The organism is Pseudomonas sp. Lb2C2 (assembly GCF_052112205.1).
Lineage (GTDB): Bacteria > Pseudomonadota > Gammaproteobacteria > Pseudomonadales > Pseudomonadaceae > Aquipseudomonas > Aquipseudomonas kilonensis.
Genome location: NZ_JAUTYW010000007.1, coordinates 333,148 through 358,721 on the forward strand (window position 1 = coordinate 333,148; position 25,574 = coordinate 358,721).

Here is a 25,574-nt window from a genome sequence, read left to right on the forward strand (position 1 = left end):
GAGTCCACCATGAAACACGAAACAATCGAAAAAAACGTCGGCCTGCTGATGCTGCTGATGGTCCTTGCCGTGAGCATTGGTGGCCTGACCCAGATCGTGCCGCTGTTCTTCCAGGACGTGACCAATAAACCGGTGGACGGCATGAAGCCCTACACCGCGCTGCAACTGGAAGGCCGCGACATCTACATCCGTGAAGGCTGCGTCGGCTGCCACTCGCAGATGATTCGTCCGTTCCGCGCCGAGACCGAGCGCTACGGCCACTACTCCGTCGCCGGCGAAAGCGTCTGGGACCACCCATTCCTTTGGGGCTCCAAGCGTACCGGGCCGGACCTGGCACGGGTCGGCGCGCGCTACTCCGATGATTGGCACCGCGCCCACTTGTACAACCCGCGCAACGTCGTGCCCGAGTCGAAAATGCCCGCCTACCCGTGGCTGGTGACCCAAGCCGTGGACAGCAGCCACACCGAAGGCAAGCTGCGCGCCATGCGCACCCTGGGCGTGCCGTACACCGACGACGACATCACCGGTAGCGTGGCCTCGCTCAAGGGCAAGACCGAAATGGACGCGCTGGTGGCCTACCTGCAAGTGCTCGGCACTGCCATCAAGAGCAAGAGGTGAGCCATGGTTCTTGAAATGAGTACTGGAATGATCCGCGGCCTGGGCACGGTCGTGGTGTTCATCGCCTTCATCGGCCTGACCCTGTGGGTATTCAGCAGCAAACGTCGTCCAGAGTTCGCCGAAGCGCGCCTGCTGCCGTTCGCCGACGAGCCGCCCGCCGACATCGCCACCCCCCAAGACCCTGCAACAAGGAGTACCCGGCCATGACCACCTTCTGGAGTACGTGGATCTGCGTACTGACCATCGGCAGCCTCATCGGTCTGACCTGGCTGCTGATCGGCACCCGCAAGGGCGAGACCAAGGGCAGCGTCGACCAGACCATGGGCCACAGCTTCGACGGCATCGAGGAGTACGACAACCCGCTGCCGCAGTGGTGGTTCCTGTTGTTCGCCGGCACCCTGGTGTTTTCCGTCGGCTATCTGGTCCTCTATCCGGGCCTGGGCAACTGGAAAGGCATCCTGCCCGGCTACGACAACGGCTGGACCGGCGCCCATGAGTGGGAAAAGGAAATGGCCAAGGCCGACGCCAAGTTCGGGCCGATCTTCGCCAAATTCGCCGCCATGCCCGTGCAGGAAGTAGCCAAGGACCCACAAGCCTTGAAGATGGGTGGCCGCCTGTTCGCCTCCAACTGCTCGGTCTGCCACGGCTCGGACGCCAAGGGTGCCTTCGGCTTCCCGAACCTGGCCGACAGCAACTGGCGCTGGGGCGGCGCTGCCGACACCATCAAGGCCACCATCATGGGTGGCCGCATGGCGGCGATGCCGGCCTGGGGCGAAGTGCTGGGCGAGGCCGGGGTCAAGAACGTGGCCGCGTATGTACGCCACGACTTGGCCGGCCTGCCTCTGCCGGCAGACAGCGGTGCCGACCTGCAAGCCGGCCAGCAGGCCTACAACACCACCTGCGTTGCCTGCCACGGTGCCACCGGCCAGGGGACCGAAGCCATGGGCGCGCCGAACCTGACGCAACCGGCCGGCTTCATCTACGGCACCAGCCTGGCACAGTTGCAGCAGACCATTCGCCATGGTCGCCAGGGCCACATGCCGGCGCAGAATGAGTTGCTGGGCAACGACAAGGTGCAACTGCTTGCCGCCTACGTCTACAGCCTGTCCCACACAGCCGGCGCCGAGCGCCTGCAAGCCGAACACAAAAGCGAATAAATCTTGACCGCGTGAACAGCCGCATCCGTCTGGATGCGGCTGCTCCGTGTCCCTGCGCGACGCATTGTCGCACCCTCCCATAGTCTTTCTTTCGGTTCCCCTGAATCGGGTCTAAGCTTGCCTTTGCGTGCACTGGCGACTGCCGGTTTCAGGTCGACCCGACCCGATGCGTTCGACAATCGTTCGTCAAAAAGGCCGCAAAGGCTGGTGAATACCGGCTGTTGCGACAGTTGCCTGGCATCACCCGAACGCTGTGTTTGAACACACCCCGTTACAACCGACCTGACCCCCTCGCCTCGTTCCTTCGTTGCGACATTTTGCCGTGGGCCATTTTTGTCCCTACACGGAACATGGAAAGGCCGCAGAATCAGCTTTGGAAAGCATTGACCCAGGTCATGGCGCGTTGCAATGACCCCCCGCTTTCTCCATACTTGCGACCGATTTTTATCCTAATAAAACACCCAAACCGTGGAACCTTAGAATGAGCACAGCAATCAGTCCGACTGCTTATAACTATAAGGTAGTCCGCCAGTTCGCCATCATGACGGTGGTCTGGGGGATCCTTGGCATGGGGCTCGGTGTCTTCATCGCCTCGCAACTGGTCTGGCCGGAGTTGAACTTCGATCTGCCATGGACGACATTTGGACGCCTGCGCCCGCTGCACACCAACCTGGTGATCTTCGCCTTCGGTGGTTGTGCATTGTTTGCCACTTCTTACTACGTCGTGCAGCGAACCTGCCAAACGCGACTGATCTCCGACGGCCTCGCCGCCTTTACCTTCTGGGGCTGGCAAGCGGTCATCGTGGGTGCGATCGTGACCTTGCCAATGGGTTTCACCACCACCAAGGAATACGCGGAACTGGAATGGCCCCTGGCTATCCTGCTGGCCATCGTCTGGGTGACCTACGGCCTGGTGTTCTTCGGCACCATCGTCAAGCGCAAGACCAAGCACATCTACGTCGGTAACTGGTTCTACGGTGCGTTCATCGTCGTGACCGCCATGCTGCACATCGTCAACCACGCCTCCCTGCCGGTCAGCTTCTTCAAGTCGTACTCGGCCTACTCGGGCGCGACCGATGCGATGATCCAGTGGTGGTACGGCCACAACGCCGTGGGCTTCTTCCTGACCACGGGCTTCCTGGGGATGATGTACTACTTCGTGCCGAAACAGGCCGAGCGTCCGATCTATTCCTATCGCCTGTCCATCGTCCACTTCTGGGCGCTGATCACCCTGTACATCTGGGCCGGTCCGCACCACCTGCACTACACCGCACTGCCGGATTGGGCGCAGTCCCTGGGCATGGCGATGTCGATCATCCTGCTGGCGCCAAGCTGGGGCGGCATGATCAACGGCATGATGACCCTGTCGGGTGCCTGGCATAAGCTGCGCACCGACCCGATCCTGCGCTTTTTGGTGGTATCGCTGGCGTTCTACGGCATGTCGACCTTCGAAGGCCCGATGATGGCCATCAAGACCGTCAACTCCCTGAGCCACTACACCGACTGGACCATCGGCCACGTGCATGCCGGTGCGCTCGGCTGGGTAGCGATGATTTCCATCGGCGCCATCTACCACATGATCCCGAAACTGTTCGGTCGTGCGCAGATGCACAGCACCGGCCTGATCAACGCGCACTTCTGGCTCGCGACCATCGGCACTGTGCTCTACATCGCCTCGATGTGGGTCAACGGCATCACCCAGGGCCTGATGTGGCGTGCAATCAACGACGACGGCACCCTGACCTACTCGTTCGTCGAAGCGCTGCAAGCCAGCCATCCTGGTTTCATCGTTCGTGCCCTGGGCGGCGCGTTCTTCGCCAGCGGCATGCTGTTCATGGCCTACAACGTGTACCGCACCGTTCGTGCCTCTGACCCGGCTGAAGCTGAAGCCGCCGCCAAGATCGCCGTAGTTGGAGCTCACTGATGAAGCACGAAACAGTAGAGAAGAATATCGGCCTGCTGGCCTTCTTCATGGTCATCGCCGTGAGTATCGGCGGCCTGACCCAGATCGTTCCGCTGTTTTTCCAGGACGTGACCAACAAGCCGGTCGAAGGCATGAAGCCGCGCACCGCCCTTGAGCTGGAAGGCCGCGACGTCTACATCGCCAACGGCTGTGTCGGCTGCCACTCGCAGATGATCCGTCCGTTTCGCGCAGAAACCGAACGCTACGGCCACTACTCGGTCGCCGGTGAAAGCGTCTGGGACCACCCGTTCCTGTGGGGTTCCAAGCGTACCGGTCCGGACCTGGCCCGCGTTGGCGGCCGCTACTCCGACGACTGGCAGCGTGCGCACCTGTACAACCCGCGCAACGTAGTGCCTGAGTCGAAAATGCCGGCTTACCCGTTCCTCGTAGAAAACAAGCTCGACGGCAAAGACACCGCCAAGAAAATGGAAGTCCTGCGCACCCTGGGCGTGCCTTACACCGACGAAGACATCGCCGGTGCCAAGGATGCCGTCAAGGGCAAGACTGAAATGGACGCGCTGGTGGCCTATCTGCAAGGCCTGGGCACCATCATCAAAAGCAAACGGTGATTCTTTATGGATATCGGGATGATTCGCGGCCTGGGCACTGTCGTCGTGATGGTGGCCTTTATCGGTCTGGCCCTGTGGGTGTTCAGCCCCAAGCGCAAGTCGGAGTTTGAAGACGCGACCTTGCTGCCGTTCGCGGATGATCCCGAAGCCATCAAGCACGTCGAGCAAGCTTCTAGGAGTAACAAAGAATGACTACGTTCTGGAGTCTGTACGTCACAGTCCTCAGCCTGGGTACGATCTTCGCCCTGACCTGGCTGCTGCTGTCGACCCGTAAGGGCCAGCGCGCCGAACAAACGGACGAGACTGTTGGTCACTCGTTCGATGGCATCGAAGAGTACGATAACCCACTGCCGAAATGGTGGTTCATGTTGTTCGTGGGCACCATTGTCTTCGCCCTGGGTTACCTGGTGCTCTACCCGGGCCTGGGCAACTGGAAAGGCCTGCTGCCAGGGTATAATTACCTGGACACCGAAAAGCAGACCCCTTTTGCCAATGGCCAGACCGGCTGGACCGGCGTTCACGAGTGGGAAAAGGAAATGGCTCGTTCGGACGCCAAGTTTGGTCCGATCTTCGCCAAGTTCGCGTCGATGCCAATTGAAGAAGTCGCCAAGGACCCGCAAGCCTTGAAGATGGGTGGCCGCCTGTTCGCCTCCAACTGCTCGGTCTGCCACGGTTCCGACGCCAAGGGTGCCTATGGCTTCCCTAACCTGACCGACGCCGATTGGCGCTGGGGCGGTGAGCCGGAAACCATCAAGACCACCATCATGGGCGGTCGTCACGCCGTGATGCCGGGCTGGGCTGCCGTGGTTGGCGAGCAAGGTGTCGCCGACGTCTCCGCCTACGTGGTGACCAGCCTGCACGGTCGCAAGCTGCCGGAAGGCGCCAAGGCCGATCCGGCCAACGGCCAGAAACTGTTCGCCGCCAACTGCGTGGCCTGCCACGGTCCAGCTGGCAAGGGCACGCCTGCCATGGGCGCACCTGACCTGACGCATCCGGCCGGCTTCATCTATGGTTCGAGCTTCGCTCAACTGCAGCAGACCATCCGCTACGGGCGCCAGGGCCAAATGCCGGCCCAGGCCGACTTGCAAGGCAACGACAAGGTCCACCTGCTGGCGGCCTATGTCTACAGCCTGTCTCACGGCGAAAAGGCTCCGGCCGCTGACGCCCAGTAAGACCAGTAGCTGATACACCAAAGGCCCCGCCAATCTGATTGGCGGGGCCTTTTTGTTACTGGCCGAAAAATTTGGGCAAATCCGTTTCGCTTGCGGGTCACCCAGACGAGTAGTAACGTGCCTACATTCGAGCTCAATGAGGACGCCTCCATGTCCATCACCACCATCTCCAGCCGCGAATTCAACCACGACACAAGCGGTGCCAAAAAAGCCACCCGTGAAGGGCCGGTGATCATCACCGACCGTGGCAAGCCGGCCCATGTGCTGCTAAGCATTGAGGAGTACCAGAAACTGACCGGCATCAAAGCCAGCATTGTCGAGTTGCTGGTCATGCCCGATGCGCCGGACATCGACTTCGATACCGAGCGCGCCGTCATCACACCCCGCTCGGTGGACCTGTCCTGAATGTTTTTACTCGATACCAATGTCATCTCGGAGCTGCGCAAACCCCAGGCAGACAAGAACGTCCAGGCCTGGGCGCGCAGCGTTCCTGCTCCCAGCCTGTATGTCTCGGCGATCACCGTACTGGAACTGGAAACCGGCGTGCTGCGCTTCGAACGCAAGGACCCGACGCAGGGCAGTCGCCTGCGGGCCTGGCTGGATAATCACGTGATGCCCGCCTTTGCCGGCAGGATCCTGGCCGTGGACCGCGCCGTCGCACTGCGTTGCGCTCGCCTGCATGTGCCCGACCGCAGCAATGAATGTGATGCATTGATTGCCGCTACCGCCCTGGTCCATGGGCTGACCGTGGTGACCCGCAACGTGAGTGATTTCCAGAGCAGCGGTGTGGCGGTGCTCAACCCGTGGGTTGGCTGATGCATATTCGGCAGTCATCACAAGGTGCCCTTCAGCTCGCCAACGCCACAGAATGTCTATAGTCAATTGATCTGAGTCATGACTTGTTACATCCGCTACACCATTCTATGCAGACCCCCAACGCGACCAAAGGTCGCACCCTTGGGCTAGAGCGACAGGCGTATCATTGCGCCACCGCAACACCCTTTCTGACCGTGGTCGGCACGTACTGGCCCCGGCACTTTTCCACTGCCGTGGGATGCATTTGATGAGTAACCAGATTCCGGTACATGACGTCACTCCGCCTGCCAAGGACGCGAACAAAAGCGTCGACCTGTATGCCTCTCGGGAAAAAATCTACACGCGCGCCTTCACTGGCCTGTTCCGCAACCTGCGAATGGTCGGCGGCGCGCTATTGTTCCTGCTGTATTTCGGTACGGTCTGGTTGAACTGGGGCGGCCATCAGGCCGTCTGGTGGAACCTGCCGGAACGCAAGTTCTTCATTTTCGGCGCGACCTTCTGGCCCCAGGATTTCATCCTGCTGTCCGGGATGTTGATCATTGCCGCCTTTGGCCTGTTTTTCATCACGGTCTATGCCGGACGAGTGTGGTGTGGCTACACCTGCCCCCAGAGCGTGTGGACGTGGATCTTCATGTGGTGCGAAAAAGTCACCGAAGGCGACCGCAATCAGCGTATCAAGCTCGACAAGGCCCCCATGGGCGCCAACAAATTCCTGCGCAAGTTCGCCAAGCACAGCCTGTGGCTGCTGATCGGCTTCGTCACCGGCGTGACCTTTGTCGGTTACTTCACGCCAATCCGCGAACTGGTGTTCGAGTTCTTTACCGGCCAGGCCGATGGCTGGTCGTATTTCTGGATCGGCTTCTTCACCCTCGCCACCTACGGCAATGCCGGCTGGCTGCGTGAACAGGTGTGCATCTATATGTGCCCTTACGCGCGCTTCCAGAGCGTGATGTTCGACAAGGACACCCTGATCGTTTCCTACGACCCGCGTCGTGGCGAAAGCCGTGGCCCGCGCAAGAAGGGCGTTGATTACAAAGCCCTGGGCCTCGGGGATTGCATCGACTGCACCATGTGCGTCCAGGTCTGCCCTACGGGCATCGATATCCGTGACGGCCTGCAGATCGAGTGCATCGGCTGCGCGGCCTGCATCGATGCCTGCGACAACATCATGGACAAGATGGATTATCCACGCGGCCTGATCAGCTACACCACCGAACACAACCTTTCGGGGCAGAAAACCCATAAACTGCGCCCGCGCCTGATCGGTTATGCCTTGGTGCTGCTGACCATGATGAGCCTGTTGGCGACGGCGTTCTTCATGCGCTCGCTGGTGGGTTTCGACGTCAGCAAGGACCGCGTGCTCTACCGCGAAAACGCCGAAGGCCGGATCGAGAACGTCTACAGCCTGAAGATCATGAACAAAGACCAGCGCGACCATACGTACGTCCTGGAAGCCGCCGGCCTGCCCGACCTCAAGCTGCAAGGCCGGCGGGAAATCAAGGTCGCGGCCGGCGAGATCTACAGCCAGCCGGTTGAACTGTCCAGCGCACCGGAGCAACTGCCATCGAGCACCAACGAGGTGACCTTCATCCTCAAGGACGCCGATGACGAAAGCGTACATGTCGAAGCCAAGAGCCGGTTCATCGGCCCACAAACTCGTTGAGAGAACTGAACATGCCTGCAGCAACCGCCACCAGCCCTTGGTACAAGCACCTCTGGCCCTGGATCATCATCGCGATCCTGACCTGCTCGGTGACACTGAGCCTGACGATGGTGACCATTGCGGTGAAGAACCCGGATAACCTGGTCAACGACAACTATTACGAAGCCGGCAAGGGCATCAACCGCTCGCTGGAGCGCGAATTGCTCGCCCAGACCCTGCAACTGCATGCCAACGTGCAACTGGATGACGTTACCGGCGAAGTGAACCTGCGCCTGAACGGCAACAGCCGGCCCCAGACCCTGGAACTGAGCCTGATCTCGCCGACCCAGCCGGAGAAGGACCGCAAGATCGTCCTGACCCGCAACGACAGCGAACCGGGACGCTACGTCGGTCAGCTGACGGACAAGATCGAAGGCCGGCGCTTTGTCGAATTGCTGGGGGTGGAGAACGACAAGACCTGGCGCCTGTTCGAAGAAGAACAGATCAACCACGACCAGGACATCCTGCTCGGCGATGAGCCGCTGCAAGGCGCTGAAGACCTGAAAAAATAAGCCGCTTTTGTGGCGAGGGAGCTTGCTCCCGCTGGGTCGCGAAGCGGCCCTGCTTTTTGATCCAGCGATCCTTCAGGCATATTGCGCTCTTAGATTACGACTGCTTCGCAGCCGAGCGGGAGCAAGCTCCCTCGCCACAAAAGGCTTCATGCGATACCCATGACCACTCCACAGCCCTGCTACCACTGCGCCCTGCCCGTCCCCCCTGGCAGTCGCTTCACCGCCGTTGTCCTCGGTGAAACCCGCGAGTTGTGCTGCCCGGGCTGCCAGGCGGTGGCCGAGGCCATTGTCGCCGGCGGCCTGGAAAGTTATTACCAGCATCGCAGCGAAGCGTCGGCCAACCCCGAATCCCTGCCCGTCCAGTTAACCGATGAACTGGCGCTGTACGATCGCCCTGACGTGCAGCAATCATTCGTCCGCCATGAAGGCGAACTGGCCGAAACCACCCTGTTGATGGAAGGCATCAGTTGCGCCGCCTGCGGCTGGTTGATCGAAAAACAATTACGCAGCCTGCCCGCCGTGGCCGAAGCGCGATTGAACCTGTCCAATCATCGCCTGCATGTACGCTGGGCCGACGCTCAACTGCCGCTGAGCACGCTGCTCGCCGAATTGCGCCAGATCGGCTACGTCGCCCACCCGTACCAGGCCGACCAGGCCTGTGAACAACTCGCCGCACAAAACCGCCTGGCCCTGCGCCAATTGGGTGTAGCCGGTCTGTTGTGGTTCCAGGCGATGATGGCGACCATGGCCACCTGGCCGGAATTCAACATCGACCTGAGCCCGGAGATGCACACCATCCTGCGCTGGGTTGCCCTGTTTCTCACCACGCCCATCGTGTTCTATAGCTGCGCGCCGTTCTTCAAAGGCGCCATGCGCGACCTGCGCACTCGTCACCTGACCATGGACGTTTCAGTCTCCCTGGCCATCGGCGGCGCTTACGTCGCCGGGATCTGGACGTCGATTACCGGCGTTGGCGAGTTGTACTTCGATGCCGTAGGCATGTTCGCCCTGTTCCTGCTGGCCGGCCGTTACCTGGAACGCCGGGCTCGGGAGCGCACGGCTGCTGCCACCGCCCAACTGGTCAATCTGTTGCCGGCCTCATGCCTGCGCCTGGAGGATAACGGCCAGAGTGAACGCATCCTGCTCAGCGAATTGCGCACCGGTGACCGGGTGCTGGTGCATCCCGGGGCGGTCCTGCCGGCCGATGGCAGGATCCTGGATGGCCAGTCCAGCATCGACGAATCGCTGCTGACCGGCGAATACCTGCCACAACCTCGGCAAGTGGGCGACGCGGTCACCGCCGGCACGCTGAACGTCGAAGGGGCCTTGACGGTCGAGGTGCTGGCCCTCGGGCAAGACACCCGGTTGTCGGCCATTGTGCGGCTGCTGGAACGGGCCCAGGCCGAGAAGCCGCGACTGGCGGAAATCGCCGATCGCGCTGCCCAATGGTTCCTGTTGTTCTCCCTGGTCGCGGCTGCGGCCATCGGCCTGTTGTGGTGGCAACTGGATGCCTCGCGGGCCTTCTGGATCGTCCTGGCGATGTTGGTCGCCACCTGCCCTTGCGCGTTGTCCCTCGCCACGCCAACTGCCCTCACCGCTGCTACCGGCACCCTGCACAAGCTCGGCCTGCTGCTGACGCGCGGCCATGTGCTGGAAGGCCTGAACCAGATCGACACGGTGATTTTCGACAAAACCGGCACCCTCACCGAAGGTCGCCTGGCGTTGCGCGCCATTCGGCCATTGGCGGCCCTCGACAGCGATCAATGCCTGGGCCTGGCCGCCGCCCTGGAAAACCGTTCCGAACACCCCATCGCCCGCGCCTTCGGCCGCGCACCACTGGCCGCCGAGCAGGTACAAAGCACCCCGGGGCTGGGGCTGGAAGGCCTCGTGGCGGAACAGCGCCTGCGCATCGGCCAACCCGGTTTTGTCTGCGAACTCAGTGGCGCGACGGTGCCGGTGATGCCGGATGAGCCCGGGCAATGGCTGTTGCTGGGCGATGAGATCGGGCCGCTGGCCTGGTTCGTCCTCGATGACCGCTTGCGCGTCGATGCCCCTGCACTGCTGGCGGCCTGCAAGGCACGGGGCTGGCGGACGCTGCTATTGTCGGGTGACAGTTCACCCATGGTTGCCAGCGTCGCCGCCGAGCTGGGCATCGATGAAGCCCGCGGCGGCCTGCGCCCGGACGACAAACTGGCCGTGTTGCAGCAGTTGCATCAACAGGGCCGCAAGGTATTGATGCTCGGCGATGGGGTGAACGACGTGCCCGTGCTGGCGGCGGCGGACATCAGTGTCGCCATGGGCTCGGCCACCGACCTGGCCAAGACCAGCGCCGACGCCGTGCTGCTGTCCAACCGCCTCGACGCCCTGATCCACGCCTTCAGCCTGGCCCGACGCACCCGCCGGGTGATCATTGAGAACCTGGTGTGGGCAGGGTTGTACAATGGCCTCATGTTGCCGTTCGCCGCCCTCGGCTGGATTACGCCGGTGTGGGCGGCGGTCGGCATGTCCATCAGTTCGTTGACCGTGGTGTTGAATGCGCTGAGGCTGACGCGTCAGCCCAAGGCGCAGGCTTTCGACGCCACGCCCGATACCCGCCCGCTGCCGGCCTGAGCCGCGCGGGCATGGAGTTCCGACATGCCAGCTCTCTACGTGATGATCCCGGCCGCGCTGCTGATCGTGGCCATCGCCGTGTACATTTTCTTCTGGGCCGTGGACAGCGGCCAGTACGACGACCTCGACGGTCCGGCCCACAGCATTCTGTTCGACGACCAGGACCCGAACCACAAGGCGGCGGTGGACGAAGCCAGTGGCGAGGCCCGCAAGCCGGACGATAAGGCTCCGCCCCATGCTTGATCTGGCGCCACTGCTGGTTTCGGCGGTTATCCTTGGCCTGCTCGGCGGCGGCCACTGCCTGGGCATGTGCGGCGGCCTGATGGGCGCCCTGACCCTGGCGATCCCCAAGGAACAACGCAGCCGCCGCTTTCGGTTGCTGCTGGCGTACAACCTGGGACGGATCCTGAGCTACGCCACCGCCGGGTTGCTGATCGGCCTGGCCGGCTGGGCCGTGTCCAACAGTCCGGCAGCGATGATCATGCGGGTGCTGGCCGGCTTGCTGTTGATTGCCATGGGCCTGTACCTGGCGGGCTGGTGGAGCGGCCTGACGCGCATCGAAAGCGTGGGGCGTGGTTTGTGGCGGCACATCCAGCCCGTCGCCAACCGGTTGCTGCCGGTGTCGAGCCTGCCCCGGGCCTTGCTGCTCGGCGCGCTGTGGGGCTGGCTGCCGTGCGGCCTGGTCTACAGCACCCTGCTCTGGTCCGCCAGCCAGGGCAATGCACTGGACAGCGCGCTGCTGATGCTCGCCTTCGGCCTGGGCACCTGGCCGGTGCTGCTCGCCACGGGCCTGGCCGCCGAACGCGTCACCGCCCTGCTGCGCAAACGCAGCGTGCGCATGGCCGGTGGGTTGCTGGTGATTATTTTCGGCATATGGACACTACCGGGGCCGCACCAGCATTGGCTCATGGGGCATTGACCGAGTTGCCCCCATCGCGAGCAGGCTCGCTCCCACAGAAGACTTGTGGTGAACACCACATTTGTGAGCGCCCTAGATCAAGTGTGGGAGCCAAGCTTGCTCGCGATAGCGGTGGTTCAGCTGACATCCCTGTTGAATGTGCCGCCGTCATCGCGAGCAAGCTCGGCTCCCACAGGTCATGCGTCGTCCTCAAAAACCATGCACACCCTCCTTCGCAGCGAGCCCGTTGACGCAAATCAAAACGGCCACGCCCACGCGCCCCTAGACTCGCCGCATGCCAGTCTATCCGGGGAATGCCCGCATGCTCGACACCATTTGTTGGGACTCAGATCTCATCCGCCGTTACGACCTGGCGGGACCACGCTACACCTCGTACCCCACTGCGGCGCAGTTCGCCAGCCAGGTGGGCACCTTCGACCTGCTCCACGCCCTGCGCGACAGCCGCAAGGCCCTGCGGCCGCTGTCGCTGTACGTGCACATACCGTTCTGCGCGAACATTTGCTACTACTGCGCCTGCAACAAGGTCATCACCAAGGACCGCGGCCGCGCCCACGCCTATCTGCAGCGCCTGGAACAGGAAATCCAACTGATCGGCTGCCACCTGGACCCCACCCAGCGCGTAGAACAGTTGCACTTTGGCGGCGGTACCCCGACGTTCCTCAGCCACGATGAACTGCGCCAACTGATGGCCAAGCTGCGCCAGCACCTGAACCTGCTGGACGACGATTCCGGCGACTACGGCATCGAAATCGACCCCAGGGAAGCCGACTGGTCGACCATGGGTCTGTTGCGCGAACTGGGCTTCAACCGGGTCAGTATCGGCCTGCAAGACCTTGATCCAGCGGTGCAGCGGGCCGTCAATCGCCTGCAAAGCCTCGAGGAAACCCGTGCAGTGGTCGAAGCCGCCCGGACCTTGCAATTCCGTTCGATCAACATTGACCTGATCTACGGCCTGCCCAAGCAGACCCCGGAAAACTTCGCCCGCACCGTCCAGGAAGTCATCCACCTGCAACCGGACCGGCTCTCGGTGTTCAACTACGCCCACCTGCCGGAACGCTTCATGCCCCAGCGGCGCATCAATAGCCAGGACTTGCCTACCCCGGAGCAGAAACTGGCGATGCTGCAAGGCACCATCGAACAACTGACCGCCGCCGGTTACCGCTATGTCGGCATGGACCACTTCGCCCTGCCCGACGACGAACTGGCGATCGCTCAGGAAGAGGCCACGTTGCAGCGCAACTTCCAGGGCTACACCACCCACGGCCATTGCGATCTGATCGGCCTTGGCGTGTCAGCCATCAGCCAGATCGGCGATTTGTACTGCCAGAACAGCAGTGACCTGAACCATTACCAGAACACCCTCGCCGACGGGCAACTGACGACCAGTCGCGGGCTGATCTGCAATGCCGACGACCGGTTGCGGCGCGCGGTGATCCAGCAGTTGATCTGTCATTTCCACCTGCCCTTCGCCGAGATCGAGCAAACCTTCAACATCGACTTTCGTGGTTACTTCGCGCAGCAATGGCCGCAATTGCAGGCCATGGCCGCGGATGGGCTGATCGAGCTGGATGACACCCATATCCGGGTATTGCCCGCCGGGCGCCTACTGGTGAGATCGGTGTGCATGGTGTTCGATGCCTACCTGGAGCAGCACAATCGCCAACGCTTCTCCCGAGTTATTTGAGCGCGACAATTTGACGACGACACCGCACTGGCCGGAGTGCCATCTCTGGGGTACCCTTACGCCTTATGCGTGATTTCCCACAAGGATTTAAGAAATGTCCGAGCCAGTCAAACTGCGCGCCCACAACCAGGCCCATTGCAAGGATTGCAGCCTGGCCCCCCTCTGCCTGCCACTTTCGCTGAACCTGGAGGACATGGACGCGCTGGATGACATCGTTAAACGGGGCCGCCCGTTGAAAAAAGGTGAATTCCTGTTTCGCCAGGGCGATACCTTTGATTCGGTCTATGCGGTGCGCTCGGGCGCCTTGAAGACCTTCAACCTGAGCGACGGCGGCGAAGAACAGCTCACCGGCTTCCACCTGCCCAGTGAACTGGTGGGCCTGTCCGGAATGGACACCGAGTCCCATCCGGTCTCGGCCCAGGCGCTGGAAACCACCTCGGTGTGCGAAATCCCCTTCGATCGCCTGGACGAGCTGGCCATACAGCTGCCGCAACTGCGCCGCCAGTTGATGCGGGTCATGAGCCGGGAAATCCGTGACGATCAGCAAATGATGCTGCTGCTTTCGAAAAAAACCGCCGACGAGCGTATCGCCACGTTCCTGGTCAACCTCTCGGCACGCTTCCGCGCCCGCGGGTTCTCGGCCAACCAGTTCCGCTTGAGCATGTCGCGCAACGAAATCGGCAATTACCTGGGCCTGGCGGTGGAAACCGTGTCCAGGGTCTTCACACGCTTCCAGCAGAACGAGTTGATTGCCGCAGAAGGCAAGGAAATTCACATTCTCGACCCGATCCAGCTCTGCGCCCTGGCCGGCGGCTCGATCGACGGCTGATGAGCCAGCGCGGCTGAGGGATGTTCCCAGCCGCGCTATACTGCCGCGTTTGCAGCCCTGCCAGGACACTTCCACGATGGTCTTTGACTCCTTCGACATCAAATCCCTGATCCGCCCCGTGATCGACTTCCCCAAGCCCGGCGTGATCTTTCGCGACATTACCCCGCTCTTCCAATCTCCAACTGCCCTGCGACTGGTCATGGACAGTTTCGCCCACCGCTATGTCGAGGCCGACTTCACTCATATCGGCGCGATGGATGCGCGGGGTTTCCTGATCGGCTCGATCCTGGCCTATCAGTTGAACAAGCCGCTGATCTTGTTCCGCAAGCAAGGCAAGCTGCCGGCCGATGTGCTGGCCGAGGGTTACCAGACCGAATACGGCGAAGCCTTCCTTGAAGTGCACGCCGATAGCTTGTGCGAGGGTGATTCGGTGGTGATGTTCGATGACCTGATCGCCACTGGCGGCACGCTGATCGCCGCTGCCAACCTGATCCGCCGCATGGGCGCCAAGGTCCATGAAGCCGCGGCGATCATTGACCTGCCGGAGCTGCTCGGCTCCCAGCGCCTGGAAGACATGGGAATACCGACGTTCTGCCTGACGCAGTTCTCGCTCAGCGAAAAATAATCTCGCCAACGAAACACAACCCCTGTGGGAGCGAGCTTGCTCGCGATAGCGATGTGTCAGCCAACATAGATATTGGCTGATCTACCGCCATCGCGAGCAAGCTCGCTCCCACAGGGATTTTTGCTGCTGTTACAAGGCGATCGGCTTGCGCCCCGCAAACGAATGCGCCAGTGTCCCGCCATCCACCAACTCAAGCTCTCCACCCAGCGGCACGCCGTGGGCGATGCGCGAGGCGATCAGGCCTTTGTTGTTGAGCAATTGGGCAATGTAATGGGCGGTGGCTTCGCCTTCGACCGTCGGGTTCGTAGCAAGGATGACTTCCGTGAAGGTACCCGCTTCTTCGATCCGCGCGATCAACTGTGGAATGCCGATGGCTTCAGGCCCCAAGCCGTCGAGCGGTGACAAGTGGCCCTTGAGCACGAAATAACGGCCACGAAAGCCGGTCTGCTCCACCGCATACACATCCATCGGCCCTTCCACCACGCAGAGCAGGCTGTCGTCCCGACGCGGGTCGGCGCATTGCGGGCAAAGGTCGTCTTCGGTGAGGGTGCGACATAAACGGCAATGCCCTACGCCTTCCATGGCCTGGCTCAGGGCCTGGGCCAGGCGCGAACCGCCGCTGCGATCACGCTCGAGCAATTGCAACGCCATGCGCTGGGCAGTTTTCTGACCTACACCCGGCAACGTTCGCAGGGCATCGATCAGTTGGCGAATCAAAGGGCTGAAGCTCATGGAGGAAATGTCCGACATAACAACGAGACGCGGTTTATACCCGCGCCTCCGATTAGCGTCAAATACTCAATCCTGCGCGACCCGCACCACCAACTTGCCGAAGTTGCGCCCTTCCAACAGGCCGATAAACGCCTGTGGCGCATTCTCAAGGCCATTGACCACGTCTTCACGGAACTTGACCTTGCCATCGCGCACCCAAGGGGCCATGGCGCTGATGAACTCCGGCTGACGATCACCGTAGTCGTCAAACACAACAAACCCCTGGATCCGCACGCGCTTGTTCAGCAAGGTGCGCTGCAACTGCGGCAAACGATCCGGGCCGCTCGGCGCTTGATGATCGTTGTAGGAAGCGATCAGGCCACAGAGCGGGATCCGCGCCTTGGCGTTGAGCAGCGGCACGACGGCATCGAAGACCTTGCCGCCGACGTTTTCGTAATAGATGTCGATGCCCTTGTCACAGGCCCGCGCCAGTTCCTCGGCAAAATGCGCGCTCTTGTGATCGACACAGGCGTCAAAGCCCAGCTCGTCGACCACGTACTTGCATTTCTCGCTGCCACCCGCGACGCCGACGACACGCAGGCCCTTGATCTTCGCCACCTGGCCGACCACCGAGCCCACAGCGCCCGAAGCGGCCGCGACCACCAGGGTCTCGCCGGCCTTGGGCTGGCCAATATCCATCAGCCCCATGTAAGCGGTCATGCCTGGCATGCCCAGCACACCCAGGGCCATCGACGGGCTGGGCAGCCCCGAGGGGATGGGCATCACGTTGCGCCCGTCGCTGATGCTGTGGCTCTGCCAACCGGTGGCCCCCACCACCAGATCACCCTCCTGGAATTTCGGGTGCATCGAGCGTTCCACTCGGCTGACGGCCCCGCCGGTCATCACCTCGTCGAGTTTTACCGGAGCAGCGTAGGAAGGCGCGTCACTCATTCGCCCGCGCATGTAGGGGTCCAGGGACAGGAACAGTGTCTTGAGCAGAATTTGTCCCTCCGCCAGATCCGGCAGTGTCACGTGCTCCAGGCGCAAATTCTCCGGGGTCGGGGCGCCGTGGGGTCGGGAGGCAAGGACGATGCGCTGGTTGGAGGTCGATGCTTGTGACATGGAAGCGTCTCCTTGATCGTTGAGTGGCACGTATAGGGAGCAGACCATTGCCGAGGGGGCGGCGTTCGATGTTTGTTCAGCGGGTACTTGTGGGAGCAAGGCTTGCCCGCGATGAACGATGGCGCGCAGTTCCGACAAACCGAGGCGTCTGCATCGCGGGCAAGCCTTGCTCCCACAGAGCCTTGCTCCCACAAGTAAGGTTTCGCTCGCCCCTAGACAGAAACAAAAATGCCAGGCGCGATGCCTGGCATTGTGTGTAGCCCATCCCGACCGGGATGGCGAATCAGAACGGCAGTTTCATGCCCGGTGGCAGTTGCATGCCGGCCGTCATGCCGGACATCTTGTCCTGGCTGTTGGCTTCGATCTTGCGCACGGCGTCATTGACGGCGGCGGCGAACAGGGCTTCGAGCATTTCCTTGTCGTCTTCGCTCAGGCCTTCGACCACGCTTGGGTCGATGCTGACGCGTTTGATGTCGTGGCGACCGGTCATGACCACGGTCACCATGTCGCCGCCGGACTTGCCGGTGACTTCGGCGTTGGCCAGTTCTTCCTGCATCTTGGCCATTTTTTCCTGCATCTGCTGCGCCTGCTTCATCAGGCCGGCCATGCCACCTTTCATCATGGGAATCACCTCGAAAGTACTTGGATAAACAACGCGCCCGGCCCGTTCGGCCCGGCGCCTTCAGTTATGAGCCCTGGGTGACCGGGGCCTCGACAGGTTCGATAGTATCGTGACGGACCACGGCGCCGAACTGTTGCATCATCTGCTGGATGAATGGATCACCGTGGATCGACTCCTCGGCTTCGCGCTGACGGTCTGCACGGCGTCGGGACGCAGCCTGGGCCGGGGTCTCCTGCTCGGGCTTGATCAGCTCGATGGTCAGCGTCAGGGTGCGCTGGTGATACTGGTTCAGCGCATCGTTGAGGCGACGTTGCTGGGTCGCGTTGAACAGTGCGCTGTGGGCCGGGTCCAGGTGCAGCAGCCAATGGTCACCTTCCACGGCCATCAACGTGCAGTTGGCGGCGATGCTGCCGGTCATGCCGCTGATCGGCAGTTTAGGAAACAGTTCCAGCCATTGCAGGGCCAGCCCGGTGGCTGGCATCGCCGCCGGTTCCGGCTCGGGCTCCGGGGCCGGCTCAGCGGCGTGCTCGCTGGCCAGGTCGTCCAGGTAGCTGTAGGCCGAATCCATGTCCGGCTCGATGTAATCCTCGTCCAGCGGTGGCTCGTCGTCCTGGTCGATACCCGGCGTGGCGACGTCGACGTCGGCCACCGTCGGCTCAGGCACCGGCGCGGCGACCCACTCTGGTGCATCGAGTACCACGCTGTCAGGCGTCGGCAAAGGCATCGGCGGCAACTCAGGCTGCTCGGCGATGGTCTCCAGGACCGGCTCCACGGCAGGTTGCTGGACAACCTCGGGCTCGATCGGATCGTTCCAGGGCAGGTCGACAACGGCTTCGACGACCGGTTCGGGCAGCGCCTCGACGACAGGTTCAGGTTCTGGCTCAGGGGCCGCGACAACAGGTGTCGGGGCCGGTGCTGCCACAGGTGCCGGCGCTACCGGAGCCGAAGCCACTGCCGGCGCAACGACGGGCGCGGCAGCCACTGGCTTGGCGGAATCAGCTGTGGCCTGGCTGATCCCCACTGGCTTTAGCGCTTGCCTCGGGACGTCCGTCGTATCGGCTGGCCGGAACGCGAGCATTCGCAGCAGGACCATTTCGAAGCCGCCGCGCGGATCCGGTGCCAGGGGCAGGTCGCGACGGCCGATCAGGCCCATCTGGTAATAGAACTGCACGTCTTCGGCCGGCAGCGCCTGGGCCAGGGCCAATACGCGATCACGGTCGCCATGACCGTTGTCGACGCCATCAGGCAAGGCTTGGGCGATGGCGACCCGGTGCAGCACGTTAAGGATTTCCGAGAGCACGCCATTCCAGTCCGGGCCCTGCTCGGCCAGGTGACGCACCGCTTCGAGCAGCGCCTTTGCATCGCCTTCGATCAGCGCATGCAAGACGTCATAGACCTGGCCATGATCGAGGGTACCAAGCATGGCCCGGACGTCGGCAGCCATGACCTTGCCTTCACCGAACGCGATGGCCTGGTCGGTCAGGCTCATGGCGTCGCGCATCGAACCATCGGCGGCGCGGCCCAACAGCCACAGCGCATCGTCCTCGAAGGGCACGTTCTCAACGCCCAGTACGTGGGTCAGGTGCTCGACGACCCGTTCCGGCGTCATGTTCTTGAGGGAGAACTGCAGGCACCGCGACAAAATCGTTGCAGGAAGTTTCTGCGGGTCGGTGGTCGCCAGGATGAACTTGACGTAGGGCGGCGGCTCCTCAAGGGTCTTGAGCAGCGCATTGAAGGAATGGCTGGAAAGCATGTGCACTTCGTCGATCAGGTAGACCTTGAAGCGCCCACGGCTCGGCGCGTACTGCACGTTGTCGAGCAGCTCGCGGGTGTCTTCGACCTTGGTGCGACTGGCGGCGTCGATCTCGATCAGGTCGACGAAACGGCCCTCGTCGATTTCCCGGCAGACCGAGCACTCGCCGCAAGGCGTGGAGGTGATGCCGGTTTCACAGTTCAGGCACTTGGCAATGATTCGCGCGATGGTGGTCTTGCCCACGCCGCGGGTGCCGGTGAACAGGTAGGCATGGTGCAGCCGCTGGCTGTCCAAGGCATTGATCAGAGCCTTGAGCACATGGGTCTGGCCGACCATTTCGCGGAACGAGCGCGGACGCCATTTACGTGCAAGAACCTGATAACTCATCGAAAACCGTCGCAACGAAGGAACATAAGCGGCTAATGCTAGCGGAGCAGGGGCGAAATTGCATCCGGTGCGCTCGTCTAATCTGACTAAGATTGGGTCAGAGACTCGGTTGTCGACACGATTTTGCACAGTCAGGAGAGTTTATGCGCTCAGCCATGGGGGCTTTGCTGTTGTTGGGTACCAGTTGCTTTGCCGAGGAAGAGCCCTTGCGTTTCGCCATTACCGACGGCTGGGCGATGCCCATGGTGCAGATCGAACGAGGTCGCCCGACCCAGGGCATCCTTCCCGATATCATGACCAGCCTGGCGACCCAGATGGGACTGCCGGCGCAATTCCACGTTCTGTCCCGCGCCCGGCTCGACGGCGCCATGAAGCAAGGCGAGATCGACATGCGTTGTTATGTCAGCCCCGACTGGGTAAAGGACAGTGGCGATTACCTGTGGAGCATCCCGTTGTTTTTCCAGCGCGACCTGATCGTCGCCACGGCAAGCGCCCCTGCGGCGATCACACTGGCCACGTTGCCGCAACAGCGCATTGGCACGGTGCTCGGCTATACCTATCCGACCTTGCAGCCCCTGTTCAACCGCGGACAACTGCACCGCGACGATGCCCGCAGCCAGGAACAAGTGCTGGCGAAACTGCTGGCCGGGAGATATCGCTACGGGATCAGTAACCAGTGGGCGCTGGACTGGTTCAATCAACGCCATACCGCTGATCGACAACTTCATGAAGTGGCAATGCTTCAGGAACAGCAGTTGAGCTGTTATGTGCGCAACGATCCGAACATTCCAGCACAACGCATCCTGAGGACCTTGCTGAACATGAAAACGTCAGGGGAGATCGACGCGATCATCCAGCTTTACACTGGCCGCAGCGAAGCATCGCGGGCCAGGAGCGAGGCACCCTCCCCCTGATCGCCTGACCGCTGCTGCCATTGCGACGGCGGGATGAACCCCTGCACCCACCCGGGTATCTGTTCGGACGGCATGGGTCGGGCGATGAAATAACCCTGTGCCACCTCGCAGCCCAGGCGCAGCAGCAGTTGGCCGTGCTCAAGGCTGTCCAACCCCTCGGCGACCACCTCGCGGCCAAACGCCCGGGCCAGGCCGATCACCGCTTCGGTCAGTGCCAGGTCGTCGCGGTCGTGGAGAATGTCGCGGACAAAGGTCTTGTCAATCTTGATGGTTTGCGTGCGCAGGTGCTTGAGGTCGTTGAGCGAGCAGTAGCCAGTGCCGAAACCACCCAGCGAAAACCCCACGCCCAAGGCCTGGCAGGCCTGGAGGCAGGCGCTGACGTGAGCAAGGTTTTCCACCGCGACGGATTCGACAATCTGCAGATCCAACAGGCGTGGCGGTACCGCCGGATGCCTTTCCAACACCTGTCGCAGCCGCTCGACAAAATCCGCCCGCTGAAAATGCCGCGCCGAGATATTGATACTCACCGGCCAGCCCTGCCCCGCTTGCTGCCATTGCTGCAACTGGGTCAATACCTGCTCCATGACCCACTCGCCGATCTCGACGATCAGGTCGGTCTCTTCCACCAACGGCAGGAACTCCCTCGGCGGCACCAGGCCACGTTGCGGATGTTTCCAGCGCAGCAGCGCCTCCAGGCCGACCACGGTGCCATGACGCATATTGACCTTGGGCTGGAAATGCAGCCGCAACTCGTTACCGGCCAGAGCCTGGCGGACCCGCTCGACGGTCTGGTAAGTGGCTCGCACTTCCTTGTCCCGGGACACATCGAACAAGTGGAAACGGTTGCGCCCGCTCTGCTTGGCCACGTACATCGCCTGGTCGGCGTGGCGCAACAAGGTCTCGGCGTCTTCGTTGTCCCACGGAAACAGCGTGACGCCAATGCTGGCGAAGACCTTGATGTCCTTGCCATCAATACCATACGGCATGGAAACGGCGATCAACACCCGGTTCAACGCGGCATGCAACTCATCCATCCCACGCACATGGCGCAGCACCAGCACGAACTCGTCCCCACCCAGCCGCGCCACCACGTCCTCGCCACGCACAATGCTGCGCAGGCGCCTGGCGACCTCCACCAACAGCCGATCACCGCTGGCATGGCCATAACCGTCGTTGACGGCCTTGAAGCCATCGAGATCGAGCATGCACACTGCCAGGGGCAAGTTTTCCGCACGGGAAAACTCCAGGGCCTGGTCCAGCAGATCGGACAGATAAGTGCGGTTGGGCAGTCCGGTCAGCACATCGTGACCGACCCGCCATTGCAGCGAATGCAGCAGGCGACGCTTTTCGCTGACGTCGAAGCGAATCGCCAGGTAGCGTTCGATGTGCCCTGTCTCGTCATCGATCACCGGCACCAGGGTGGTGTCGACCCAGTGCAACGTACCGTCCTTGGCCCGGTTGCAGATTTCCCCTTTCCAGACCTGGCCCAGGGCAATGGTGCGCCACATGGCGCTGAAGAATTCGTCAGGGTGCTCGCCGGAATTGAGCAGGCGATGGTTCACCCCCAGCAACTCATCGCGCCGGTAACCAAAAAGGCTGCAAAATTGATCGTTGACGTAGGTGATGCGCCCGCTCAGATCGGTTTCGGAAAAAATCGCGGCGGCGTCAACGGCTCTGCGGTACTTCTTATCCATCGAAGCAGTCATCCATGAGTCAGGCTCATTTGTCGCGCGCGGTTGCACCGCCTCCAATACAGGCGAAAATCAACTAGGCTCAAACACTTTGAGAACAGCTGGAGCGCGGGCCCTGGTGGTGCCAAGGGAGGGCTTCAACCCTTGCCTTGTATCGCGGCAAGAAACGCAAGGCCCGGTCTCTGCACACACCCCGGTTTCTGAAGCAGGTCACCAAATACCCGTGCCAAAGGCCGATTCTACGAAAGACATCACATTTTGCAAAGCAAGGTGATGGATCACGCGGTTGCCTAATGCGAAAATCTATCGTTAAGTTCTTGATTCTAAATGGGAATTAAGCGATGCAAATTTCAAGTTTGGGTCCAGCCATCAGACGCTACCGCAAAGTAGCGGGGCTTACTCAGGCTGAACTTGGCGAAAAAACCGGTTTTGACCCCAAAACCATCAGCCGCTTCGAAACCGGCACCTACACCCCCAGCGTCGAAGCCTTGTTCCTGCTTGCCAATGTGCTGGATGTACAACTCAAAGCCTTTTTTGCCGACATGGGCGATGAGGACGAACAGCGGGCGTATCTGTTCGGTGTCATACACAAAGCCCCCTCCAAGGACCTGGGAAAGCTGATCGCAGCGGTCGACCAGGCCTTGTCCAAGCCTTGATGCAGTAAAAGAGAAACCTGGTCTGTCGATGCGAGACGACTGGGATTCTCTTTGGCATTCGCCTGCCCTATCCGGCTAAAACCTGAACAGCAGAAAGCACCGATCGATATCGATCAACAGAACAAAAAAATTATGGATTTGGCAAACCTTGCGAACGAAGGCTTGGGCGTTATGGAGGCAACCCCACCAGCCACACCCCGGCACACAATGTTCCCGCTGTGGCTGCTTCCTTCCGGATCTGACCAGGTTCACGGGTAATCGTTGCGGGGGGACCGATGGGGTCACCATAACGACGCCCGCCTGACGGCGAGCCGCGCCATTGTACCTATCTGGCAAGAAGTTACAACCGTTCGTGCCGGATTAAAAAAATGAAGGTGTTCAAGCACTTGCTCCCACAGGGGGATCGGGGGTGGGCGTCAATTCTGCGGACATCCGAATGCCTGGTGGGTGGGAGCGAGCTTGCTCGCGAAGGCGTCGGTACATTCAACATTGATGCAAGCTGGCCTGCGCTATCGCGAGCAAGCTCGCTCCCACAGGGGATCGAGGTGAGGCTGGATCCGTGAACATCCGAGCGCCCGTGTGGGAATGAGCTTGCCTGCATGGAGCGAACCTCTAATAGATTGAAGGCTTGCACTAAGCACTCATAACTGATTACACACTTTTAGTTTCGCCTAGATTATTGCTTGCCCACCCTCCAACTTACGACGAAGTATTACAAACCACCACCGGACAGAACGGTCCATATTGGCCATTAACGGCTTGAGCCCGAACTTGAACATTGAAATAAACCGGCTGGGCTGCCCCGCTGACACCGATCTCATGTCGATACCAGCCACGGTGATCCGGCTGCACCCTGGTTGCAGGGACAAACTGCCCCTGCCCACCTGTCACGGCCGTCACCCTGAAGGTGTGCGCGGCAATCTGGTCGGGACGGATATTGTCCGGGATCTGCCAGGCCAATATGATCGTGTATCGGCTTTGCCCGGCCTGGGAAAGCCTCCGTGGTGCATTAGGCACTATCGCTGTTTTATCCATCTCATGATTTTTCATCGTATCTTCCATAATAAAAACGCCATCATCCATGGCGGTTTTCATGCTAAAGGAAAATATGAATGACAGGCACAATCAAAACAAATGGTATCACTTAACTTTGCCAGCCTTTCATGAAGAGCTGGCAATGTATTAGATGAGTTCAATAGCGACTTGGATGTTCAATCATTCGCTGCGTGAGCAAAACTACAACAGCACCTCATCCGCCCGACCGCCCTCTTCCTGAATCACCAGATGGATGAAATGCAGCTTGGTAATAACGGCAGCCGGTACGACGAACGGGTAGAAATCCGGCTGGCCCATGCTGCGGGACAGTTCGTTGAGCATGCCAGCCAGTTCGATCCAGGCGTTGACGAACGAGAGGAAGGCCGCACCGCCAGCGTGCTCGGAATCGTATAGGGTTTCGGGCGGAAACGGCTGGTAGTCGAAATCCATTTCCCGAGCGCTCATACCGAAGCCCAGGGCGGTGTCGACCGCATCCATCATGTGCAGGTAATGGGCCCAGGTTTCCGCCCAGTCTTCCCACGGGTGCATGGTGGCATAGGCGCTGACGTAGCGGGTTTGCCAGTCCTGCGGCGCGCCTTGCTGGTAGTGCCGCTCCAGGGCTTCGGTGTAGCTGGCGCGCTCATCACCGAACAGCTCGCGAAAGGCTTCGAGCCACTGGCTGTTGGCGATCAGCCGGTCCCAGTAATAGTGCCCCACCTCATGACGAAAATGCCCGAGCAAGGTGCGATACGGCTCGCGCATCTGCTGGCGCACGGATTCACGATGGGCATCGTCAGCTTCCTTGATATCGAGGGTGATCAGCCCGCTGGCATGGCCGGTCATCGGCGATTTGCCATCGGGATCGACACCGATGAAATCAAACGCCAAGCCGGTATTTTCGTCGACGGTTTTCGGAATGACCGGCAAGCCGAAAGTAATCAACTGCGCGACCAGTCGGCGCTTGGCGGTCTCGACCTTGCGCCAGCGTTCAGGGTTCTCCGGGATCGACAGGTCGGGAATGGTGCGGTTCAGACTACAGGCTACGCACAGGGTATCGCGCCCATTGTCCGGCAGCAGCCAATTGCAGGCCGCCGCGGTGTCCAGGTTGGCGCAACGGCGGAACAGCCCGGCCTGGGGATCGGCGTCCAGCGTCCAGGTCCCGGCTTGCTCGCCAGGTTGCAGGGACGTCAGGCGACTCTGCTCAGGTTGATAACCCAGCGCCGCCAGGCAGGCCAGGCACTGGCTATTGCGAAAAAACAACGACTGGCCACAGCGGCACGGCCAGACCTTGCTGTTGCGTGAACGGTCGCCCATGAATGGCGCGGCGATGCGTGAGCTCAGTTGTTCGAAGAAGCGGTACATGGCGATCTCTCCCTGGAGCCTGCAAGACTAGATCACCTTACGTTCATGATCGTTCCAACGCGTTGCGTCATAGCGCCATAGACCGTGGCGAGGGAGCTTGCTCCCGCTGGGTGGCGCAGCCACCCCAATCGGGACGACGCATGCC

At 61.3% G+C, this 25,574-nt stretch carries 26 protein-coding genes and 1 other RNA gene; 19 read left to right on the forward strand and 8 right to left on the reverse strand.

Going from position 1 to position 25,574, the window contains the following annotated elements; translation table 11 throughout:
* Nucleotides 1–9 precede the first annotated feature (9 nt).
* From ccoO (Q7F16_RS22570) to Q7F16_RS22650, 17 genes are all read left to right on the forward strand, one after another.
* Nucleotides 10–618, forward strand: a complete 609-nt coding sequence (gene ccoO / locus Q7F16_RS22570) for a cytochrome-c oxidase, cbb3-type subunit II (protein WP_014339376.1) — start codon at nucleotides 10–12, stop codon at nucleotides 616–618.
* 3 nt (nucleotides 619–621) lie between these two features.
* Nucleotides 622–825 carry a cbb3-type cytochrome oxidase subunit 3 gene (locus tag Q7F16_RS22575; RefSeq protein WP_003199610.1) on the forward strand — a complete coding sequence of 68 codons (204 nt, stop codon included), beginning with the start codon at nucleotides 622–624 and terminating at the stop codon, nucleotides 823–825.
* Nucleotides 822–1,775, forward strand: a complete 954-nt coding sequence (gene ccoP / locus Q7F16_RS22580; protein ID WP_014339378.1) for a cytochrome-c oxidase, cbb3-type subunit III — start codon at nucleotides 822–824, stop codon at nucleotides 1,773–1,775. The genes Q7F16_RS22575 and ccoP (Q7F16_RS22580) overlap by 4 nt, the downstream gene beginning before the upstream one ends.
* A 481-nt stretch (nucleotides 1,776–2,256) precedes the next feature.
* Nucleotides 2,257–3,699, forward strand: coding sequence for a cytochrome-c oxidase, cbb3-type subunit I (gene ccoN, locus Q7F16_RS22585; protein WP_014339379.1), 1,443 nt, complete (start codon nucleotides 2,257–2,259; stop codon nucleotides 3,697–3,699).
* Nucleotides 3,699–4,307 (forward strand): cytochrome-c oxidase, cbb3-type subunit II, encoded by a 609-nt coding sequence (ccoO, locus tag Q7F16_RS22590; protein WP_014339380.1) that lies wholly within the window; start codon nucleotides 3,699–3,701, stop codon nucleotides 4,305–4,307. Before ccoN ends, ccoO (Q7F16_RS22590) begins: the two co-directional genes overlap by 1 nt.
* Before the next feature lie 6 nt (nucleotides 4,308–4,313).
* Complete coding sequence (locus Q7F16_RS22595) at nucleotides 4,314–4,499, forward strand: CcoQ/FixQ family Cbb3-type cytochrome c oxidase assembly chaperone (RefSeq protein WP_003175465.1); 186 nt, start codon at nucleotides 4,314–4,316, stop codon at nucleotides 4,497–4,499.
* Entirely contained in the window at nucleotides 4,496–5,479 is a 984-nt protein-coding gene (gene ccoP / locus Q7F16_RS22600; protein ID WP_014339381.1) for a cytochrome-c oxidase, cbb3-type subunit III, read from the forward strand. Before Q7F16_RS22595 ends, ccoP (Q7F16_RS22600) begins: the two co-directional genes overlap by 4 nt.
* Nucleotides 5,480–5,629: 150 nt before the next feature.
* A complete protein-coding gene (locus Q7F16_RS22605; protein WP_046065278.1) occupies nucleotides 5,630–5,884 on the forward strand; it encodes a type II toxin-antitoxin system Phd/YefM family antitoxin in 255 nt (84 codons plus the stop codon).
* Nucleotides 5,885–6,295 carry a type II toxin-antitoxin system VapC family toxin gene (locus Q7F16_RS22610; protein WP_214508891.1) on the forward strand — a complete coding sequence of 137 codons (411 nt, stop codon included), beginning with the start codon at nucleotides 5,885–5,887 and terminating at the stop codon, nucleotides 6,293–6,295. It begins immediately after the preceding gene.
* A gap of 247 nt (nucleotides 6,296–6,542) precedes the next feature.
* Complete coding sequence (ccoG, locus tag Q7F16_RS22615; RefSeq protein ID WP_046065276.1) at nucleotides 6,543–7,958, forward strand: cytochrome c oxidase accessory protein CcoG; 1,416 nt, start codon at nucleotides 6,543–6,545, stop codon at nucleotides 7,956–7,958.
* Between the two features lie 11 nt (nucleotides 7,959–7,969).
* The gene (locus Q7F16_RS22620) at nucleotides 7,970–8,509 is read left to right on the forward strand and encodes a FixH family protein (protein WP_014339383.1); all 540 of its coding nucleotides are present in this window, start codon (nucleotides 7,970–7,972) and stop codon (nucleotides 8,507–8,509) included.
* Nucleotides 8,510–8,668: 159 nt separating this feature from the next.
* On the forward strand, nucleotides 8,669–11,119 hold the full coding sequence (locus Q7F16_RS22625; protein WP_409556901.1) for a heavy metal translocating P-type ATPase: 2,451 nt from the start codon (nucleotides 8,669–8,671) through the stop codon (nucleotides 11,117–11,119).
* A gap of 24 nt (nucleotides 11,120–11,143) precedes the next feature.
* Nucleotides 11,144–11,362 (forward strand): cbb3-type cytochrome oxidase assembly protein CcoS, encoded by a 219-nt coding sequence (ccoS, locus tag Q7F16_RS22630; protein ID WP_003183505.1) that lies wholly within the window; start codon nucleotides 11,144–11,146, stop codon nucleotides 11,360–11,362.
* A complete protein-coding gene (locus Q7F16_RS22635) occupies nucleotides 11,355–12,038 on the forward strand; it encodes a sulfite exporter TauE/SafE family protein (RefSeq protein ID WP_046065274.1) in 684 nt (227 codons plus the stop codon). The genes ccoS and Q7F16_RS22635 overlap by 8 nt, the downstream gene beginning before the upstream one ends.
* Nucleotides 12,039–12,339: 301 nt before the next feature.
* Nucleotides 12,340–13,722, forward strand: a complete 1,383-nt coding sequence (gene hemN, locus Q7F16_RS22640; protein WP_409556902.1) for an oxygen-independent coproporphyrinogen III oxidase — start codon at nucleotides 12,340–12,342, stop codon at nucleotides 13,720–13,722.
* Between the two features lie 94 nt (nucleotides 13,723–13,816).
* Nucleotides 13,817–14,551 (forward strand): fumarate/nitrate reduction transcriptional regulator Fnr, encoded by a 735-nt coding sequence (fnr, locus tag Q7F16_RS22645; RefSeq protein ID WP_046065272.1) that lies wholly within the window; start codon nucleotides 13,817–13,819, stop codon nucleotides 14,549–14,551.
* Between the two features lie 76 nt (nucleotides 14,552–14,627).
* The gene (locus Q7F16_RS22650; protein ID WP_046065271.1) at nucleotides 14,628–15,176 is read left to right on the forward strand and encodes an adenine phosphoribosyltransferase; all 549 of its coding nucleotides are present in this window, start codon (nucleotides 14,628–14,630) and stop codon (nucleotides 15,174–15,176) included.
* 129 nt (nucleotides 15,177–15,305) lie between these two features.
* On the opposite strand, the gene recR is transcribed toward Q7F16_RS22650, so the two are convergent.
* From recR to dnaX, 4 genes are all read right to left on the reverse strand, one after another.
* On the reverse strand, nucleotides 15,306–15,908 hold the full coding sequence (gene recR / locus Q7F16_RS22655; protein WP_003199585.1) for a recombination mediator RecR: 603 nt from the start codon (nucleotides 15,906–15,908) through the stop codon (nucleotides 15,306–15,308).
* 66 nt (nucleotides 15,909–15,974) lie between these two features.
* A complete protein-coding gene (locus tag Q7F16_RS22660; RefSeq protein WP_409556903.1) occupies nucleotides 15,975–17,009 on the reverse strand; it encodes an NADP-dependent oxidoreductase in 1,035 nt (344 codons plus the stop codon).
* Nucleotides 17,010–17,292: 283 nt separating this feature from the next.
* The gene (locus Q7F16_RS22665; protein WP_003183512.1) at nucleotides 17,293–17,631 is read right to left on the reverse strand and encodes a YbaB/EbfC family nucleoid-associated protein; all 339 of its coding nucleotides are present in this window, start codon (nucleotides 17,629–17,631) and stop codon (nucleotides 17,293–17,295) included.
* A gap of 64 nt (nucleotides 17,632–17,695) precedes the next feature.
* Nucleotides 17,696–19,771, reverse strand: a complete 2,076-nt coding sequence (gene dnaX, locus Q7F16_RS22670; protein ID WP_014339390.1) for a DNA polymerase III subunit gamma/tau — start codon at nucleotides 19,769–19,771, stop codon at nucleotides 17,696–17,698.
* A 143-nt stretch (nucleotides 19,772–19,914) separates the two neighbouring features.
* On the opposite strand from dnaX, the gene Q7F16_RS22675 reads away from it, so the two are divergent.
* Nucleotides 19,915–20,685 (forward strand): substrate-binding periplasmic protein, encoded by a 771-nt coding sequence (locus Q7F16_RS22675; protein WP_409556904.1) that lies wholly within the window; start codon nucleotides 19,915–19,917, stop codon nucleotides 20,683–20,685.
* Here the strand turns inward: Q7F16_RS22675 and Q7F16_RS22680 are convergent.
* Nucleotides 20,631–22,379, reverse strand: a complete 1,749-nt coding sequence (locus Q7F16_RS22680) for a putative bifunctional diguanylate cyclase/phosphodiesterase (RefSeq protein WP_014339391.1) — start codon at nucleotides 22,377–22,379, stop codon at nucleotides 20,631–20,633. The genes Q7F16_RS22675 and Q7F16_RS22680 overlap by 55 nt on opposite strands.
* Before the next feature lie 338 nt (nucleotides 22,380–22,717).
* Between Q7F16_RS22680 and Q7F16_RS22685 the strand changes: the two genes are divergently transcribed.
* Nucleotides 22,718–23,032, forward strand: coding sequence for a helix-turn-helix domain-containing protein (locus Q7F16_RS22685; protein ID WP_014339392.1), 315 nt, complete (start codon nucleotides 22,718–22,720; stop codon nucleotides 23,030–23,032).
* Between the two features lie 181 nt (nucleotides 23,033–23,213).
* On the opposite strand, the gene ffs is transcribed toward Q7F16_RS22685, so the two are convergent.
* The 3 genes from ffs to Q7F16_RS22700 form a co-directional block, all read right to left on the reverse strand.
* An RNA gene (gene ffs, locus Q7F16_RS22690) (signal recognition particle sRNA small type) lies at nucleotides 23,214–23,310 on the reverse strand.
* A gap of 421 nt (nucleotides 23,311–23,731) precedes the next feature.
* The gene (locus Q7F16_RS22695) at nucleotides 23,732–24,115 is read right to left on the reverse strand and encodes a hypothetical protein (RefSeq protein WP_046063838.1); all 384 of its coding nucleotides are present in this window, start codon (nucleotides 24,113–24,115) and stop codon (nucleotides 23,732–23,734) included.
* A gap of 153 nt (nucleotides 24,116–24,268) precedes the next feature.
* The gene (locus Q7F16_RS22700) at nucleotides 24,269–25,429 is read right to left on the reverse strand and encodes a zinc-binding metallopeptidase family protein (RefSeq protein ID WP_095961976.1); all 1,161 of its coding nucleotides are present in this window, start codon (nucleotides 25,427–25,429) and stop codon (nucleotides 24,269–24,271) included.
* Between the last annotated feature and the right edge of the window lie 145 nt (nucleotides 25,430–25,574).

What these genes read in the sequence shown, in the direction of transcription:
- Q7F16_RS22660 (WP_409556903.1), bottom strand. Translation starts at nt 17,009, where the DNA reads ATGTCACAAGCATCGACCTCCAACCAGCGCATCGTCCTTGCCTCCCGA.
- ccoP (WP_014339378.1), top strand. Translation starts at nt 822, where the DNA reads ATGACCACCTTCTGGAGTACGTGGATCTGCGTACTGACCATCGGCAGC.
- Q7F16_RS22605 (WP_046065278.1), top strand. Translation starts at nt 5,630, where the DNA reads ATGTCCATCACCACCATCTCCAGCCGCGAATTCAACCACGACACAAGC.
- Q7F16_RS22685 (WP_014339392.1), top strand. Translation starts at nt 22,718, where the DNA reads ATGCAAATTTCAAGTTTGGGTCCAGCCATCAGACGCTACCGCAAAGTA.
- ccoP (WP_014339381.1), top strand. Translation starts at nt 4,496, where the DNA reads ATGACTACGTTCTGGAGTCTGTACGTCACAGTCCTCAGCCTGGGTACG.
- hemN (WP_409556902.1), top strand. Translation starts at nt 12,340, where the DNA reads ATGCTCGACACCATTTGTTGGGACTCAGATCTCATCCGCCGTTACGAC.
- Q7F16_RS22695 (WP_046063838.1), bottom strand. Translation starts at nt 24,115, where the DNA reads ATGGATGATGGCGTTTTTATTATGGAAGATACGATGAAAAATCATGAG.
- Q7F16_RS22665 (WP_003183512.1), bottom strand. Translation starts at nt 17,631, where the DNA reads ATGATGAAAGGTGGCATGGCCGGCCTGATGAAGCAGGCGCAGCAGATG.
- Q7F16_RS22650 (WP_046065271.1), top strand. Translation starts at nt 14,628, where the DNA reads ATGGTCTTTGACTCCTTCGACATCAAATCCCTGATCCGCCCCGTGATC.
- ccoN (WP_014339379.1), top strand. Translation starts at nt 2,257, where the DNA reads ATGAGCACAGCAATCAGTCCGACTGCTTATAACTATAAGGTAGTCCGC.
- ccoS (WP_003183505.1), top strand. Translation starts at nt 11,144, where the DNA reads ATGCCAGCTCTCTACGTGATGATCCCGGCCGCGCTGCTGATCGTGGCC.
- ccoG (WP_046065276.1), top strand. Translation starts at nt 6,543, where the DNA reads ATGAGTAACCAGATTCCGGTACATGACGTCACTCCGCCTGCCAAGGAC.
- fnr (WP_046065272.1), top strand. Translation starts at nt 13,817, where the DNA reads ATGTCCGAGCCAGTCAAACTGCGCGCCCACAACCAGGCCCATTGCAAG.
- Q7F16_RS22620 (WP_014339383.1), top strand. Translation starts at nt 7,970, where the DNA reads ATGCCTGCAGCAACCGCCACCAGCCCTTGGTACAAGCACCTCTGGCCC.
- Q7F16_RS22700 (WP_095961976.1), bottom strand. Translation starts at nt 25,429, where the DNA reads ATGTACCGCTTCTTCGAACAACTGAGCTCACGCATCGCCGCGCCATTC.
- Q7F16_RS22635 (WP_046065274.1), top strand. Translation starts at nt 11,355, where the DNA reads ATGCTTGATCTGGCGCCACTGCTGGTTTCGGCGGTTATCCTTGGCCTG.
- Q7F16_RS22610 (WP_214508891.1), top strand. Translation starts at nt 5,885, where the DNA reads ATGTTTTTACTCGATACCAATGTCATCTCGGAGCTGCGCAAACCCCAG.
- recR (WP_003199585.1), bottom strand. Translation starts at nt 15,908, where the DNA reads ATGAGCTTCAGCCCTTTGATTCGCCAACTGATCGATGCCCTGCGAACG.
- Q7F16_RS22595 (WP_003175465.1), top strand. Translation starts at nt 4,314, where the DNA reads ATGGATATCGGGATGATTCGCGGCCTGGGCACTGTCGTCGTGATGGTG.
- Q7F16_RS22575 (WP_003199610.1), top strand. Translation starts at nt 622, where the DNA reads ATGGTTCTTGAAATGAGTACTGGAATGATCCGCGGCCTGGGCACGGTC.
- dnaX (WP_014339390.1), bottom strand. Translation starts at nt 19,771, where the DNA reads ATGAGTTATCAGGTTCTTGCACGTAAATGGCGTCCGCGCTCGTTCCGC.
- ccoO (WP_014339376.1), top strand. Translation starts at nt 10, where the DNA reads ATGAAACACGAAACAATCGAAAAAAACGTCGGCCTGCTGATGCTGCTG.
- Q7F16_RS22680 (WP_014339391.1), bottom strand. Translation starts at nt 22,379, where the DNA reads ATGGATAAGAAGTACCGCAGAGCCGTTGACGCCGCCGCGATTTTTTCC.
- Q7F16_RS22625 (WP_409556901.1), top strand. Translation starts at nt 8,669, where the DNA reads ATGACCACTCCACAGCCCTGCTACCACTGCGCCCTGCCCGTCCCCCCT.
- ccoO (WP_014339380.1), top strand. Translation starts at nt 3,699, where the DNA reads ATGAAGCACGAAACAGTAGAGAAGAATATCGGCCTGCTGGCCTTCTTC.
- Q7F16_RS22675 (WP_409556904.1), top strand. Translation starts at nt 19,915, where the DNA reads ATGCGCTCAGCCATGGGGGCTTTGCTGTTGTTGGGTACCAGTTGCTTT.